General features: G+C 63.5%; 16 protein-coding genes and 1 pseudogene. 16 read left to right on the top strand and 1 reads right to left on the bottom strand.

What is annotated here, in order from left to right:
• The first annotated feature begins 40 nt into the window (after positions 1-40).
• The 8 genes from ACVWWD_RS01945 to ACVWWD_RS01910 all read left to right on the top strand — a co-directional run bounded on the left by ACVWWD_RS01945 (position 41) and on the right by ACVWWD_RS01910 (position 7,343).
• Positions 41-631 carry an amino acid synthesis family protein gene (locus ACVWWD_RS01945; protein WP_023770390.1) on the top strand — a complete coding sequence of 197 codons (591 nt, stop codon included), beginning with the start codon at positions 41-43 and terminating at the stop codon, positions 629-631.
• Between the two features lie 30 nt (positions 632-661).
• Positions 662-1,120, top strand: coding sequence for a YbhB/YbcL family Raf kinase inhibitor-like protein (locus tag ACVWWD_RS01940; RefSeq protein ID WP_015315976.1), 459 nt, complete (start codon positions 662-664; stop codon positions 1,118-1,120).
• 72 nt (positions 1,121-1,192) lie between these two features.
• The gene (locus tag ACVWWD_RS01935) at positions 1,193-1,915 is read left to right on the top strand and encodes a class II aldolase/adducin family protein (protein ID WP_352547742.1); all 723 of its coding nucleotides are present in this window, start codon (positions 1,193-1,195) and stop codon (positions 1,913-1,915) included.
• Positions 1,916-2,028: 113 nt separating this feature from the next.
• Positions 2,029-3,666: a GMC family oxidoreductase gene (locus tag ACVWWD_RS01930; protein ID WP_352547839.1), complete on the top strand. Its 1,638-nt coding sequence runs from the start codon at positions 2,029-2,031 to the stop codon at positions 3,664-3,666.
• Complete coding sequence (gene fhmpcd1 / locus ACVWWD_RS01925) at positions 3,666-4,595, top strand: 5-formyl-3-hydroxy-2-methylpyridine 4-carboxylate 5-dehydrogenase (protein WP_023770386.1); 930 nt, start codon at positions 3,666-3,668, stop codon at positions 4,593-4,595. The genes ACVWWD_RS01930 and fhmpcd1 overlap by 1 nt, the downstream gene beginning before the upstream one ends.
• A gap of 60 nt (positions 4,596-4,655) precedes the next feature.
• Positions 4,656-5,486: an ABC transporter ATP-binding protein gene (locus tag ACVWWD_RS01920; RefSeq protein ID WP_352547740.1), complete on the top strand. Its 831-nt coding sequence runs from the start codon at positions 4,656-4,658 to the stop codon at positions 5,484-5,486.
• Positions 5,483-6,298 carry an ABC transporter permease gene (locus ACVWWD_RS01915; RefSeq protein ID WP_023770384.1) on the top strand — a complete coding sequence of 272 codons (816 nt, stop codon included), beginning with the start codon at positions 5,483-5,485 and terminating at the stop codon, positions 6,296-6,298. The genes ACVWWD_RS01920 and ACVWWD_RS01915 overlap by 4 nt, the downstream gene beginning before the upstream one ends.
• Before the next feature lie 34 nt (positions 6,299-6,332).
• A complete protein-coding gene (locus ACVWWD_RS01910) occupies positions 6,333-7,343 on the top strand; it encodes an ABC transporter substrate-binding protein (RefSeq protein WP_352547738.1) in 1,011 nt (336 codons plus the stop codon).
• Between the two features lie 35 nt (positions 7,344-7,378).
• Here ACVWWD_RS01910 and ACVWWD_RS01905 read toward each other — a convergent pair whose 3' ends face one another.
• A complete protein-coding gene (locus tag ACVWWD_RS01905) occupies positions 7,379-7,804 on the bottom strand; it encodes a hypothetical protein (RefSeq protein ID WP_352547736.1) in 426 nt (141 codons plus the stop codon).
• 99 nt (positions 7,805-7,903) lie between these two features.
• On the opposite strand from ACVWWD_RS01905, the gene ACVWWD_RS01900 reads away from it, so the two are divergent.
• The 8 genes and pseudogenes from ACVWWD_RS01900 to ACVWWD_RS01865 all read left to right on the top strand — a co-directional run.
• A complete protein-coding gene (locus ACVWWD_RS01900; RefSeq protein WP_031251983.1) occupies positions 7,904-8,932 on the top strand; it encodes a putative B6 ABC transporter substrate-binding protein in 1,029 nt (342 codons plus the stop codon).
• A 77-nt stretch (positions 8,933-9,009) separates the two neighbouring features.
• Complete coding sequence (locus tag ACVWWD_RS01895; RefSeq protein WP_352547734.1) at positions 9,010-10,578, top strand: putative B6 ABC transporter ATP-binding protein; 1,569 nt, start codon at positions 9,010-9,012, stop codon at positions 10,576-10,578.
• Positions 10,575-11,672, top strand: coding sequence for a putative B6 ABC transporter permease subunit 2 (locus ACVWWD_RS01890; protein ID WP_023770379.1), 1,098 nt, complete (start codon positions 10,575-10,577; stop codon positions 11,670-11,672). Before ACVWWD_RS01895 ends, ACVWWD_RS01890 begins: the two co-directional genes overlap by 4 nt.
• Positions 11,673-11,675: 3 nt before the next feature.
• Positions 11,676-12,611 (top strand): putative B6 ABC transporter permease subunit 1, encoded by a 936-nt coding sequence (locus ACVWWD_RS01885; RefSeq protein ID WP_352547732.1) that lies wholly within the window; start codon positions 11,676-11,678, stop codon positions 12,609-12,611.
• A 48-nt stretch (positions 12,612-12,659) separates the two neighbouring features.
• A complete protein-coding gene (pldA, locus tag ACVWWD_RS01880; protein ID WP_023770377.1) occupies positions 12,660-13,466 on the top strand; it encodes a 4-pyridoxolactonase in 807 nt (268 codons plus the stop codon).
• A gap of 27 nt (positions 13,467-13,493) precedes the next feature.
• On the top strand, positions 13,494-14,672 hold the full coding sequence (gene ppaT, locus ACVWWD_RS01875; RefSeq protein ID WP_023770376.1) for a pyridoxamine--pyruvate transaminase: 1,179 nt from the start codon (positions 13,494-13,496) through the stop codon (positions 14,670-14,672).
• A gap of 38 nt (positions 14,673-14,710) precedes the next feature.
• The gene (gene pldH / locus ACVWWD_RS01870; protein WP_352547730.1) at positions 14,711-15,457 is read left to right on the top strand and encodes a pyridoxal 4-dehydrogenase, SDR-type; all 747 of its coding nucleotides are present in this window, start codon (positions 14,711-14,713) and stop codon (positions 15,455-15,457) included.
• 64 nt (positions 15,458-15,521) lie between these two features.
• Positions 15,522-15,843: pseudogene (locus ACVWWD_RS01865) on the top strand (hypothetical protein); the annotation flags it as partial.
• Positions 15,844-15,921: the final 78 nt, after the last annotated feature.

The following is a 15,921-nucleotide window of genomic DNA, read 5'->3' as shown; positions in this document are numbered from 1 at the left end:
TCGGCGCGCGCGCAAGCTGCGCTCCCTTCAGGAGACCAAGATGAACTATTCCAGTGAAGTCGAACGGGATTACGATGTCAGGGGTTGGTACGCCTCGGTCCAGGAAAGCCGGCATGATGGCGGCGAGCCTGGCGAGACTCTCGTCAAAGTCGCGACTGGCGTGGTCATCCGCAATCCGTTCGCCGGAAAGTTCGTCGCCGAACTGTCCGACCTTACCAATCCCAGTTCAGCCATCGGTCATGCGCTCGGCGAGCGGGCCGTGGCGCTGCTCGGCAACAGGCCGGTCGAAAGCTATGGCAAGGGTGGTATTGCTGGCACATCCGGCGAGCAGGAACATGTCGTGGCCTGCATCACCACGGTGTTCGGAGATCCGCTTCGCCAGCAAGTGGGCGGCGGCAAGGCCTGGATCTCGTCGGTCAGCAAGGTCGCCGCAGCCGGCACATCCATCGATATCCCGCTTGCCCATAAGGACGAGCTCTACATCCGTTCCCACTATGATGCTGTCACATTTTCCGTGCCGGATGGCCCGCGCCCCGATGAGCTTTTGATCTGCGTGGCCGTCGCATCGGGTCCGCGCGTTCATCAGCGCGTAGGGGGCAAATCCGTCGCCGACCTCAAGGCCGGTGTCTAGTTCGATCGAAATTGGCGAAGGACGAATTCCATGCCCCTGAACATCAAGGACCTCAAGATTACGTCGGCGGATTTCAAGCCGCTCGGGAAGTTGCGCGACGAGCATGCCGGCGACAAAGGTAATGTGTTGCCCAGGCTTACGGTCAGCGGCGTCCCCGCAGGCACGAAGGAACTCGCGGTCATCTGCCATGATCCCGACGCTCCCTTGCCCAACGGCTTCACGCATTGGGTCGTCTACGGCATCGATCCGTCGACGACCGATCTTTCGGACGCGCAGGAGAAATTTCGCGTCGGGCCAAACGGCGCCGGCGGCAAGCAGTATTACGGGCCCCAGCCGCCTGCAGGCCATGGAGAACATCACTATTACTTCTGGGTCTATGCCCTAGACACCAAGGTCGAAGGGACGCCTACCAGGGAGGAGTTCCTGCAGAAATATGCCGGAAACATCATCGAGCAAAATCGGATCGTCGGCCTCTACGAAAACAAGTGAAGTCCGCGGCATCGGCGACCGATAACAAGAATAAAAATGGTCGCCAGCGCCGCGCAATGGGAGAATTTGGATATGAAAGACAACAGCCCAGCGCACCAGACGGTCTTCGAAGAGCTGGTCACGGCGACGAAGATCCTTCTGAACGAAGGCATCATGGATACGTTCGGGCATATCAGTGCCCGTGCCCCCCAGGATCCCCAAAGCTTCTTCCTGGCGCAGAAGCTTGCTCCGAGCCTGATAACGGTCGACGACATCCAGTGTTTCAATCTCGACGGCGAGACGTCGGACAATCGCCCGTCCTATCTTGAGCGCTACATTCACAGCGAGATCTACAAGGCGCGGCCCGACGTTCAGTGTGTGCTCCACACCCATTCTCCGGCTGTCCTGCCGTACTGCTTCGTCGATACGCCGCTTCGGCCGGTCACCCACATGGGAGCTTTCATCGGCGAGAAAGTCCCGGTCTACGAGATTCGCGACAAGAATGGCGACGAGACGGATCTCTTCGGCGGCAGCCCTGGGATTTGCGCGGATATCGCCGAAAGTCTCGGCAACCAGACAGTGGTGCTCATGGCTCGGCATGGCGTGGTCAATGTCGGCAACTCCGTGCGTGAGGTCGTCTTCCGGGCGTTCTATCTCGAGCAGGAAGCGGCAGCGCTCACGGCCGGCCTGCGGATCGGCAATGTCAAATATCTATCGCCGGGCGAGATAAAGACGGCAGGAAAACTCGTCGGCGCCCAGATCGATCGAGGATGGAATCACTGGTCGCAGCGTCTGAGAGAGGCCGGCCTGGCCTAGTGCCGGCCGCCTTGAGGAATACCTAGTCCATCCGGCCGTGGCCGGGATGGTCCAGGCTCGGCTTCAATAGTTCCCGGGCGCAGGAGCGCCGGACCAAGGCAATGAAACGCACCATGCCGCACACGGAAAGTTACGACTACATCATCATTGGCGCCGGATCGGCCGGTTGCGTGCTCGCCAACCGGCTGAGCGCCGACCCCGGATGTTCGGTGCTGCTGCTCGAGGCCGGCGGCTGGGATCGCGACCCCATGATCCACATACCGCTTGGCTGGGGCAAGATCCTGACCGAGCGCCGCCACGACTGGATGTATTTCTGCGAACCGGAAGACAATGTCGGCGGACGCAGGGTCGAGTGCGCCCGCGGCAAGGTGATCGGCGGGTCTTCATCGACCAACGCCATGGCCTATGTGCGGGGAAATCGCGGCGATTACGACCGTTGGGCGGCCAGCGGGCTCCGTGATTGGTCATACGACATGGTGCTGCCCTATTTCCGCAAGCAGGAAAGCTGGGAAGGAGGCGCGAACCACTTTCGCGGCGGCACTGGCCCGGTCAGCACCCAGTTCTGCCGTTACAAGGACCCGCTGATCGACGCCTTTGCGCAAGCGAGCGTGCAGGCAGGATATCCACAGACGGACGACTACAATGGTGAGCGACAGGAAGGTTTCGGCCGCCTCCAGATGACGATCTCGAACGGTCGGCGCAGCTCGACCGCGTCCGCTTATCTGCGGCCGGCGCTGAAGCGGCCCAATTTGACTGTCCTGACCGGAGCGATGGCGACAAAGATCACGCTGGAGGGCACGCGCGCCGCCGGGGTGGTTGTGAACCATGGCGGCGGCCAACGGTCGGTCGTCGCCCGCAAGGAAGTCCTGCTCTCGGGCGGCGTCGTCAACACGCCGCAACTTCTGATGCTGTCCGGCATAGGGGCGCCAGAGGAACTCGCGGCGCACGGTATCCAGACGCGGGTTAACCTGCCGGCTGTCGGCAAGAACCTGCAGGATCACGTCTCGGTCATCCTCATGTACCGGCGCCGCGGGCCGGTCGGCCCTTTCCTTCGCAACATGCGTGCCGATCGGATCGGGTTCGATTTCGCCAAGACCTACTTCACGGGACGAGGGTTCTCGGGAGATGTGCCAGGCGGGGTGGTCGCGTTCCTGAAAAGCGGCCCGGAGCGTCCGTTGCCGGATGTGCAACTGCTGTTCACGGCCGCCCCGCTCGCCGCGTGGCCGTATTTCGAGCCGTTCAAGGCGCCATTTCCGGACGGGTTCGCCACACGGATCGTGGCGACACAGCCTGAAAGCCGGGGCGCGGTGAAATTGGCCTCGGCCGATCCTCTCGCGGCGCCGTTGATCCACCAGAATTTCCTCGCCTCGCCGAAGGATTGGGAGTCGCTTCGGGCCGGCTTCCGAGTGGCGAGGGACCTCGCGTCGCAGCCCTCCATGCAGCCCTTCATCGAGGCGGAGTTTTTCCCTGGCCCGAAGTGCCAGAGCGACGACGAGATCGATGAGCATATCCGCAAGACCTCCATCACCGTGCATCACCCGGCGGGAACCTGCCGGATGGGCGCCGACGCGGCCTCGGTCGTCGATCCGCAATTGCGGCTTCGCGGCGTCGAGGGCCTGAGGGTGGTGGACGCGTCCGTCATGCCCGACCTGGTCTGCGGAAACATCAATGCGGCGGTGATCATGATCGCCGAGAAAGCGGCCGATCTCATCGCGGCATCAAAAGCAGCAACGCAAAGCAGGGCAGCATAATGATCCAGCGTATCGCCATCATCGGTCTGGGTACGATGGGGCCTGGCATGGCCGCTCGGCTCGCCAGGGGCGGCCTGCAGGTCGTCGCCTACGATGTTGCCCCGGGCGCGATCGAGCGCGCGGGGTCCATGCTGGGCGTGGCCGAGGGCGTTCTCGACGCCCTGGGTATCGCGGTGCCTCCGGCCGGCGCCGGAACGGTCCGCTTCACGGATGACATTGCAGACGCGGTATCGGGCGCCGACCTCGTCATCGAGAACGTTCCTGAAAACATTTCGATCAAGGCCGATGTCTATCGCACGATCGACAGCCTGATCGCATCGGACACGATCGTGGCGTCCGACACGTCGGGCATCCCGATCACCAAGCTGCAGGCGCACATCTCCCATCCCGAGCGGATGGTGGGCATGCACTGGTCGAACCCGCCGCATATCATCCCGATGATCGAGGTGATCGCCGGTGAAAAGACCGCGCCGCATATCGTGACGACGATACGCGACCTGATCCGCTCGATCGGCCTCTTGCCGGTGGTGGTGAAGAAGGATGTTCCGGGCTTCGTCGAAAACCGCGTGCTCTATGCGCTGCTGCGCGAGGCGGTCGACCTTGTCGAGCGCGGTGTCATCGAGCCGGAAGATCTCGACACCTGCGTGTCCTGGGGCATCGGCTACAAGATCGCCGTGATCGGGCCGATGGCGCTGCTCGATATGGCGGGCCTCGATATCTACAAGTCCGTCTCGTCCTTCCTCAACGCCGATCTCTCCAATCGCGACGATGTCGCGCCGATGGTGTTGGAAAAGACGAACGCGTCGAAGCTCGGCATCAAGTCGGGGGAGGGCATGTTCTCCTACACGCCCGAGCAGACAAAGGCGCTGCAAGGCGAACGGGCGCGCAAGCTCGTCGCGGTGCGGCGCATCCTGGAGGGCCGGGAGTAGCCATGGCACATCGTGCTCACAAGGCCGGTCGGGCTGGGGCGCCGCATGGAGGGCCAAGCCATGCGTGTTGAAACCATTCGGGCAGCCGGCGGCCGGCCGGCCCATATACGTCACGACGACCTGATCTCCGCCAAAGGCGTTTCGGTTGTCATGGCCAGGCAATTGGTGCTGCAGAACATCGATCTTTCGGTACCGAAGGGCTCGTTTGTTTCTCTCATTGGGCCTTCCGGTTGTGGCAAGAGCACCTTGCTCAAGGTGCTGGCCGGACTTGTAACTCCGACAAGCGGCAGCGTTTCGATCGCCGGGCTTGCGCCGGTCGAGGCGGCGCGCAAGCGCATGATCGGCCTCGTCTTCCAGGACGCCAACCTTTTGCCGTGGAAGAACGCCGTCGACAACGCTTCCATGCTGCTCGGAATCGCCGACAAGTCGCTTTCGCGCGCGCAACTACGGGCGCGCGGCCAGGAGATGCTTGAGCTGGTGGGCCTGGGAGACAGCGCCCACAAGCGACCAAACGAATTGTCGGGCGGCATGCGCCAGCGCGTCGCGATCGCGCGGGCGCTGGCGCTCGATCCGGCGGTGCTGCTGATGGACGAACCGTTCGGCGCGCTCGACGCCATCACCCGCGACCAGATGGGTCAGTCGCTGCTGGAGATCTGGCAGCGCACCGGCAAGACCATCGTTCTTGTCACCCACTCCATCGACGAGGCCATTCACCTGTCTCGCCATGTTCATGTGCTGGGGATCAAGCCAGGCCGGATCACCGAAAGCCTCGACATTGGACTGCCCTATCCGCGCGATCTGTCGGTGACGGAAGATCCGGAGTTCGTCAGGCTGGTGCTTCAACTGCGCACGATGCTGCGCGCCAGCCACCAACCTGGAGGCGCGTCATGAGCGATCAACCCCTCACCCACCCCTCCGACTCGCGGCGCGCCCCCGGCTGGGTGGCCGCGACCGGGAGCTGGCTGCCGGCGGTCATACTTTTGCTGGCGACGATCGTCGTATGGGAGGCCGTGGTGCGGATTTTCGCTATCTCCGCCTTCATCATTCCCGCCCCGTCAGAGATCGCGCAATCGCTGGTCGCGCAATGGGCTACGCTGATGCAGGCGACACTGGTGACGGCCGGCGAGATCCTGTTCGGGTTCCTTGTCTCCGTCGTGGTCGGCGTCGCCATTGCGCTGGTCATCGTGCGCTTCGACTGGCTGGGGCGAGCGCTTTATCCGCTGGTGGTGCTGTTCCAAAACGTGCCGAAGGTGGCGCTCGCGCCGATCTTCATTCTCTGGTTCGGCTATGGGCTCGCGCCCAAGATCGGGCTGATCCTGGTCATCGCCTTCTTCCCGGTGACATTGTCGATGCTGGCGGGCATGCAGTCGGTTGACCGTTCGCTGCTGTCGCTGATGAATTCGGTCGGCGCCAGCCCGACGCAGATCCTGTTCAGGATCCGCGTCCCGCATTCGCTGCCCAACCTGATGGCGGGAACCAAGATCGCGGCCACGCTGAGCGTGATCGGCGCCATTGTCGGCGAATTCGCCGGCGCCTCGGACGGCTTGGGCTACGTCATCCAGTTCGCCTCGACCCAGCTCGACACCGCGCTGGTCTTCGCGGCGCTGCTGCTCGTCTCCGTGCTCGGCATCGCCTTCTACTACGCCGCCGAAATCCTCGAACGCATCGTGGTGCCATGGGCACCGAAATTCAGCCAGGCTTAGGCCGATCAACCACCGTCAATAAAAGGGAACAAAAATGCTGAGACGCTCACTTATCAAGGTAGCAACGCTCGCGGCCTTTGCCGGCGCGCTTGGCTTCTCGAACGCGGCGCTGGCGGCTGACAAGGTCACCGTCCAGCTCGATTGGGTCGTGCGCGGCAACCACGCCATGTTCTTCGTCGGCAAGGAAAAAGGCTTCTTCGCCAAGAACGACATCGACGTCGCCGAAATCCGCAAGGGTTCGGGTTCGCCGGATGCCATGCGGTTGGTGGGCAACGGGAACGCGGATTTCGGTTTCGGCGATCTTCCCACGCTCGCCGTCGCCCGCTCGCAGAGCGTTCCGGTGGTGGCCGTGGCCGCCGTCAACCAGCACTCGCCGCTGGCAATCATGTCGCTCGCCAAGACGGTGAAGCTCACCAAGCCGGCCGATCTCAAGGGCCTGACCATCGGCATTCATCCAGCTGGCTCGACCTACATCTTCTTCAAGGGTTTCCTGGCGGCCAACGGCCTGACCGAAAAGGACATGACGCTGAACAGTGTCTCGCCGCCCTATGAAAGCTATCTGCTTCTCGGCCGGGTCCAGACGGTGGTCGGCTATGTCGACGCCGAGGTTCCCGAACTGGAGGCCAAGGCGGGTGGTCCCGGTTCGCTCAGCATCATGATGGGCGCCGACCATGGCTGGAAGGCTTATGGCTCCGGCCTGTTCACCTCGGAGACAATGATCAAGGACAAGCCGGACGTCGTTGCGCGTTTCGTCAAGGCTTATAGGGAAGCCTTCGACTATGTCGTCGCCCATCCGGAAGAAGCCGCCGAGATCACGGCAAAGGCTGCTCCAGGCTATGCCGACAAGAAAGATGTGCTGCTGGCGCAGATCAACGCCGATATCGCCTCCACCTTCACCAGCCCCGACACCAAGGACCATGGCCTCGGCTGGATGACGAAGACGCAGTGGGAGGAAACGCTGAAGACGCTCACGGCCCAGGGCGTGCTCAAAGCGGCGCTGTCGGCCGACGGTGTCTTCACCGACAAGTTCCTGGCGAAGGAATAGGGCACGATGGCGCGGACCGACCGATCGATGAGCCCCTACCGGCATGCCAGGCTGTCCTGCTCCATGCCGCAGGACACCTCGCGCTCGCCTTTGGCGGCGTCTGTTCGGTCGAGCGCGATCTGCACGCGCGTGGCATATGCGCGACCCGCCAGGCCACACCACAGGCGCTCGACCGGCAGGTTTTCGCGCTTGTCGTTGAGAATGGTGAAGGTGCCGGTCTTGGGATCGAACCAGAGTTCGAGGCGAGCGCTCATGCCCGGCTCTATCGTGGCGATCCCTTCTGAATACCAGTGGGCAAAATCGGCGTTGCAGGACACGCCTTCCTTGCCGGCATTCGAAATCGTCAACGGCACCATGTCGAGCCCATCGGTGCCCTTGCGGACGATCACCTGGTGCAACTCAACCGCGTTGGCAAGCGATGTGAAGGCCAACATCACGGGGAGAACGTAACGGATTTTCACTTTGCCTGAGCTCCATGGGTAGTTTTCTCAGGCAGTCTATCTCGCTCGTGCGCAATAACAATAAAAATATTGATTGGAAAGGCAAACAGAGAGGGTAACATGTTAAAGATCCTGAAGAGCAGCGTAAGTGCATTAATACTGTCTGGTATCTTGATGGGCGCCGCGCTTGCCGGTGAAGTCAAGTCGATCGCCATCCTCACGCCCGAAGAAGGCACCGACTATGGCTGGAACCAGCAAGGCATCGATGCTGCAAAAGCAGCCGGCAAGGCAGCCGGCGTCGAGGTGGTCGTGGCCCAGGGCCTCGGCTATGGCGATGTCCGTCCGACGCTGCGCGAACTCGCATCCGACGGCGCCAGCCTGCTGATCGCGCATGCCAGCGGCTACAACACCTCGGCGCCCGAGATCGCCAAGGAACTGAAGGTTCCGGTAGCGATCGTCGACACGCCGAACGGGTTGGAGAAAGGCCTCGTCGCCGACTACACGCTGAGCGGTCACCAGGGTGCCTATCTGGCCGGCCGTCTCGCCGCCAAGATGTCGCGCTCGAAGTCGGTCGGCATCGTCGTCTCCGGCGAACCGCCATCGTGGAACTCGCAGTCAGCGGCTTTCGCGCAAGGGGTGAAGGCGGAGAACCCGGACGTCAAGATCACCTATGCGGTGATCGGGCCGGCCGCCTACAGCGACGCTGCCGGCGGCAAGCGCGTCACCGAAAGCGTTATCGCCTCGGGCGCCGACATCATTTTCGGCCAGGGCAACGGCTCCAGCTTCGGCATGCTGCAGGCGGTGGAGACGACCAAGGCAGCGGATGGCGGCAAGGTCTATTTCATCGACGTCATCGGCGACAAGTCGCCAATCGACAAGGGCTTCCTGCTGTCGTCGGTGGTGTGGAACATCGAACCGGTCTACGCGGCGATGATCGCCGACCTGAAGGCCGACACGTTCGGTACCAAGCATTATTCGATCGGCCTCAAGGACGATTCCGTGCAGCTCCTGAAGACCGCCGCCATCCCCGACAAGGTCTGGAGCGAAATCCAGGCGCTGCGCGAGGACGTCATCTCCGGCAAGATCAAGGTCGAGCCAGTCTTTGACGCGGCCGCCGTCAGGGCGCTGATGACAAGCGTCGCCCAGTAGGGCGATCAGAAGTCGGCTGCCGGAGGGGCGATCGGTCCGCCCCTCCGGACCATTCCCGTTTCCAGTGCTGGGCTTTCATGAGCAGTCATTCTTCATCGTCCCTCGACAGCCGCGACATCGTCGCGCTTGAAGGCGTGACCAAACGCTTTCCCGGCATTATCGCCAACGACAGCATCGACCTATCGATCCGCCCTGGCGAGGTGCATGTGCTGCTCGGTGAGAACGGCGCGGGGAAATCCACCTTGATCGGCATGCTGTCTGGCCTGCAGCAGCCGGACGAGGGGCGCATCCTTGTCGACAGCAAACCGACGCCGATCACGTCGCCGCGCCATGCGCTGGCGCTTGGCATCGGAACGGTGTTCCAGCACATGATGCTGGTGCCCACCCTGACGGTCGCCGAGAACCTGCTTCTTGGCGGGCCCTGGTGGCAGCGTCCCAGGACCGAAGAGCTTGCGGCCCGCGTCGCCGAGATCACCAGCAGCCTCGGCATCACGGTAAAACTGCATGCCAAGGTTTCGGAACTTTCGCTGGGTGAGCAGCAGCAGGTCGAAATCCTGCGCGCCATGGTGCGCAACAGCCGACTGCTGATCCTCGACGAGTCCACCTCGATGCTGACGCCGAAGGGGATCGAGGAACTTGGCGCGCTGATGCGCCGCCTCGTCGAACAGGGTTTGGCTATCGTCTTCATCACCCATAAGCTCAAGGAGGCGGCCGCTTTCGGCGACCGCATCTCGGTTCTCAAGCTCGGCCGCAAGGTGGGCGAGATCCCGCCCGAGCGGTTTCGCGCACACGACGAGCAGGAGATCATTTCCGAGATCGTGGAGTTGATGTTCGGCAAGCAGGAGGACGATCCCGAAGCGGTCGAACGTCCGCCCCGCGCGGTCGATGCCAGTGCCGCGCCTCTGCTTCAGGTCGCGGATCTTACGGTCGCGGCGACCGACAATGCACCCGGCCTGTCGTCGATCTCCTTCGACATTCGCCCGGGCGAGATACTCGGCATCGCGGGAATTGATGGCAACGGCCAGAAACAACTGGCGGAAGCCTTGGCCGGTCAACGGGCGGCGACCAGCGGCTCGGTCCGGCTGGAGGGCATCGCCATCGAAGCGCTGAGTGTCGGCGAACGCCGCCAGCGCGGCCTTCGCTACCTGACCGACGACCGGCTGGGCGAGGGCACCGTCGGCACGTTCCCGGTCTCCATCAACTTCTTCCTGAAGCAGGTCGGGGCGGCGCCCTTCTGGCACAGCGGCGTCGAGCAGCGCGCCGAGATCGACAGGCGTGCCGCCGAGCTCGTGCGCGAATACGATGTGCGCACGCCAAGCTTGAAGACGCCCGTTGCGCGGCTCTCCGGCGGCAATATCCAGAAGGTGCTGCTGGCGCGGGAACTGGCTGAAGGCGCGAAGGTGGTGATCTTCAACAAGCCGACCTATGGGCTCGATCTTGCCAACACACTGGCTTCGCGCCAGCGCATCCGCGACACGGCGGCGCGGGGCCTCGCCGTACTCTTGATCTCCACCGACCTCGAGGAACTGCTCAGCATGTGCGACCGTATCGCCGTCATCGCCAATGGCGCGCTGGTCGGCACCGTGGCGAATGCCGACGACGTCCGTACCAGGGTCGGCCGCCTGATGATCGGACTTGCCGCATGAGCATCGACACAGCACCCACCGGCGGCGCCACCGCACTCGATGCCACAAGCGCCGCCGCCACGCGGCGAGACATAGTGCGCCGGCTGCTGATGACGCTTGGGCCGATCCTTGCCGCTCTCGTCATCGCCGGCTGCATCCTGCTCGCCGTCGGTGTCGACCCGCTCGCTTACTATGGCTACGTGCTGGAAAAAGGCCTGTTCTCGCCGCTCGGCATCCAGCAGACGCTGACGCGCATGGCGCCACTGCTGTTTCTCGCCGCCGGCCTGATCGTGGCCTTCCGTGCGGGCATGTGGAATCTCGGCGGGGACGGCCAGTTCCTGCTCGGCGCGGTCACGGCGGCGGCCAGTGCTCCGGTGCTGGTGCAGGTCATGCCAGCCTGGCTGGCGTTGTTCTGCGCGTTCCTGATCGCAATGGTGGTCGCCATGATCTGGTCGCTGGTGCCGGCGCTGCTGCGCGCCTATCAGGGTGTCAACGAGATCATCACCACGCTGATGATGACGTTCCTCGGCACGTCGCTCGCCAACGTGCTGGTCAAGCTGGTGTTTCGCGATCCCGGCACGACCGTGCCGCAGACCCGCACGCTGCCGGTGGAAGACCGGCTTCCGCGCCTGTTCGAAACCACCATTACCAGTGGCCTGCTGCTCGGCCTGGCGGCAATCATCATCGTGCACCTGGTGATGACGCGAACGGCATTTGGGCTGAAATTGCGGATCGTCGGCGCCAATCCGCGCGCCGCGGTTCATGCGGGGCTGGGCGTGCCCGGCCTGACGATTGCCGTCTTTGCCATTTCCGCCGGGCTCGCCGGCCTTGCCGGCGCCGTCGACATCATCGGCGTGCAAGGCAATGTTCGCGCCGACTGGAATCCAGCCTATGGGCTGGCGGTCATTCCGGCCGTGTTTCTCGCCCGCATGAACGGCTTTGCCGCGATTGGCTTCGTGTTTCTGCTTTCCGTGCTGTCGATCGGCGGCGAGAGCGCAGCGCGGCGGCTTGGCGTGCCCAATCACTTCACGCTGGTGCTGGTCTCCATCGTGCTGATCGTGCTCGCCTTGGCCGAATATGTCGATCACCGCTATCATCAGTCGAGAAAGGCGTAGGGCATGACCGGGCTCTTCAGCGAAGTTTTTCTCAGCGCATTGCTGTTTGGCGCCGTCACGGCCGCTATCCCGCTGCTGCTTGCCGGGCTTGGCGAGCAGATGTCGGAAAAGGCTGGCGTGCTCAACATCGGCATCGAGGGCATGATGCTGGCCGGCGCCTATCTCGGCTTCGTCGGCGCGTTCTATTCGGGATCGCTGTGGCTGGGCTTCCTCACTGGCGCTGCGGGTGGCATCGCGGTAGCGCTGATCATGGCGCTGCTTTGCGTGCGCATCGGGCTGAACCAGATCGTCATCGGCATCGCGCTGACGCTTGGTCTCGAAGGCCTGACGGCGCTGCTCCATCATTTCCAGTTCTCGCGCAGCTATCCCCGCCTGCCGGCGGCGGACGCAACCGTCATTCCGCTGCTGTCCGACATTCCGGTGATCGGCCCGGCCTTGTTCAGGCATCACCTGATCGTCTACCTGGCGGTCGCCCTGGTGTTCGCCATGAGCTACCTTTACCGCCGCACGCAGCTCGGTCTCAATCTGCAGGCAGCGGGCGACAAGCCGGCCGCCCTCGATGTCGCCGGCATCGACGTCATCAGGACACGCACCGCCGCCGTGCTGACGACCGGCGCGCTGGCTGGGCTTGGCGGCGCCTATCTCGCCAATGTCGGAGCTGGCCTGTTCATTCCGTTCATCACCAACGGCGCCGGCTTCCTCGGCATCGTGCTGGCCATGCTGGCGCGGGGACGGCCGATCTGGGTGCTGTTCGGCGCTCTTCTGTTCGGCGTGTGTCTGTCGCTGACGACGGCCATGCAGGTGGCCGGCATCAACATACCGACCGATGTCATCCAGATGCTGCCCTTCCTGGCGGTGATGATCATGCTGGTGCTGTTCGGGCGGCGAGCCAGCCTGCCTGCGGCACTGGGCATTCCATACGAGCGCGGCGCGCGCTGAGAAAAACCAGACGCGCGGATGAACCCGCGCCGGAAAAAGGAGGCAACAATGTCGGATACCAAGGTCTACCTGCTCGACGGCGGCTCGCTTGTCCTCGACGGCTATCATGTGTTCTGGAACCGCGGCCCAGGCGGCGAAGTGCGCTTCCCTGTCTATTCGATCCTGATCGAGCATGCCGAGGGCCGCTTCCTCATCGATACCGGCTATGACTACGACCACGTCATGAAGGTGCTGCCCTTCGAGAAGCCGATCCAGGAAAAGCACCAGACCATTCCCGGCGCGCTGGCGCTGCTCGGGCTGGAGCCGAAGGACATTGACGTCGTCGTCAACTCGCACTTCCATTTCGACCATTGCGGCGGCAACAAGTATTTTCCGCATGCCAAGAAGATCTGCCACCGTTCGGAGGTGCCGCAGGCCTGCAATCCGCAGCCCTTCGAACATCTCGGCTATTCGGACCTCAGCTTCTCGGCCGAGGCCGCCGAAGCGCGCGGCGCGACCGCCCAGCTGCTGGAAGGCACGACACGCGCCAACTCAACTTTCGAGGGGATAGACGGCGACGTCGAGCTTGCCAAAGGGGTCAGGCTGATCTCGACCCCCGGCCACTCGATCGGCCATTACAGCCTTCTGGTCGAGTTTCCCAAGCGCAAGCCGATCATGTTCACGATCGACGCCGCCTACACGCAGAAGAGCCTGGAAACGCTTTGCCAGGCGGCCTTCCATATCGACCCGGTCGCGGGCGTCAATTCGATGCGCAGGGTGAAGAAACTTGCCGAGGATCACGGCGCCGAGCTGATGTACTCGCACGACATGGACAACTTCAAGACCTACAAAACCGGCACACAGTTCTACGGCTGATCGCCGCCAATCCCGGAGACCAAGACCATGCGCTATCCCGATCACGCGGATCCGGTCCTCACGCTGACGGCGGGGCCAGTCAATGCCTATGCCGAGGTGCTGCGGGGCCTCGGCCGCACGGTGCTCTACGACTATGACCCGGCCTTCCAGCTCTTCTACGAGAGGGTCGTCGACAAGGCTCAAAAAGCGATGCGGCTTTCCAACAAGCCGGTCATCCTGCACGGAGAGCCGGTGCTGGGTCTCGAGGCGGCGGCGGCGTCGCTGATCACATCGGACGACGTCGTGCTCAACCTTGCCTCGGGCGTCTACGGCAAGGGGTTCGGCTATTGGGCGAAGCGCTATTCACCGCATCTCCTCGAAATCGAAGTGCCCTACAATGAGGCGATCGACCCACAGGCGGTTGCCGCCATGCTGAAGGCGCATCCGGAAATCACTGTCGTCTCCGTCTGCCATCATGACACCCCGTCGGGCACGATCAACCCGATCGATGCCATCGGCGCGCTGGTGTCGGCGCATGGCGGCTACCTGATCGTCGATGCCGTCTCGTCTTTCGGTGGCATGAAGACGCATCCGGAGGACTGCAAGGCGGATATCTATGTGACCGGCCCGGGCAAATGTCTTGGCGCGCCGCCGGCGCTTACGATCATGGGCGTCAGCGACCGCGCCTGGGCCAAGATGAAGGCCAACAAGGCGGCGCCCCGGGCCTCGATGCTGAGCATCGTCGACTGGGAGAACGCCTGGTCGCGTGACAAGCCATTCCCCTTCACGCCCTCGGTGGCCGAAGTGAACGGCCTCGATGTGGCGCTCGATCTTTATCTCAACGAGGGGCCGGAAGCGGTTTGGGCGCGCCATGCACTGACGGCCAAGGCCATGCGGGCCGGCGTCGTCGCCATGGGTCTGTCGATCTGGGCCGCCAGCGATGCAATCGCCTCGCCGAGCACCACGGCCGTTCGCACACCCGATGGTGTCGACGAGAAAGCACTTCGCCAGGCAGCGCGCGCCCGCTACGGCGTGGTGTTTTCGTCGGGTCGCGGCGAAACTTTGGGGAAGCTTACACGCATCGGCCATATGGGCCCGACGGCACAGCCGATCTATGCGATCGCGGCGCTGACGGCGCTTGGCGGCGCCATGAACGCGGCTGGCCAGAAGCTTGCGGTCGGCAAGGGCATAGACGCGGCGCTGGCGGTGATCGACGCCGACGCCTGAACAGACATCAACAGACTACGCATCGAGGGAGAAATTTCATGACTGAACGGCTTGCGGGAAAGACGGCGCTGGTGACGGGGGCGGCACAGGGCATCGGCAAGGCGATCGCGGCGCGGCTGGCGGCCGACGGCGCGACCGTCATCGTCAGCGACATCAATGCCGAGGGCGCCAAGGCCGCGGCCGCCGAAATCGGCGGCAAGGCGAAGGCGATTGCAGCCGATATCGCCGATCCGGCCTCGGTGAAAGCGCTGTTTGGCGAGATACAGTCGCTCACCGGCGGCGTCGACATCGTGGTCAACAATGCCAGCATCGTGCCGTTCGTCGCCTGGGACGATGTCGACCTCGACCATTGGCGCAAGATCATCGACGTCAACCTGACGGGAACCTTCATCGTCACCCGCGCGGCGACCGACCAGATGCGGGCGGCGGGAAAGGCCGGACGCGTGATCAGCATCGCCTCCAACACCTTCTTCGCCGGCACGCCGAACATGGCGGCCTATGTCGCGGCCAAGGGCGGCGTCATCGGCTTCACCCGGGCGCTGGCCACCGAGCTTGGCAAGTACAACATCACGGCCAATGCGGTGACACCCGGCCTGATCGAGAGCGATGGCGTCAAGGCGAGCCCGCACAACGAGGCGTTCGGCTTCGTCGAGATGCTGCAGGCGATGAAGGGCAAGGGCCAGCCCGAACATATCGCCGATGTCGTGTCGTTCCTGGCCAGCGAGGACGCCCGCTGGATCACCGGCCAGACGTTGAATGTCGACGCCGGGATGATCAGGCACTAAGGGCAATCGTCAGATTTAGCGATGTTTCGGTAGCGAGATCGCGTTACCGCCCTTCCCACCCTCATCGAACCGTCCGTTCCGGCTTCGCTGCTACCGCCTGAGCGCCCACAACCACGCCTGCGGCTGCACCAAAATGCTGGAAGCCGAAGGTGCTGTATTCTCGGTGACGGCGGTCGCCGGCACCGGCGATGTCACCGACACCGAGAGAGGCGACAAGCTCACGCGGCAGGCTGAGGACGATCGGGCTGGAGCCTTATGACTGCCTCAATCCGGGCCTGATGGACTACATCGCCACCTGGACGGCCAAGAAGTCGGCGCCCTGCCGGCCTAGAATGGCCGGCCATCGAAACGTCTGGCTTTTCGTTGGCCCCCAGCCTCCCGGCTAGGTCAGCGTGTCCCAAAGCCTTGCGTCTACCGGCGGCGTTATCAGGGTGCACCTCGATAACGCCGCCGGGACTGATTAG

Source organism: Mesorhizobium sp. URHB0026 (genome assembly GCF_054059755.1).
Note: the sequence above shows the minus strand (reverse complement) of the source record. Positions and strands in the feature narration are given on the sequence as shown.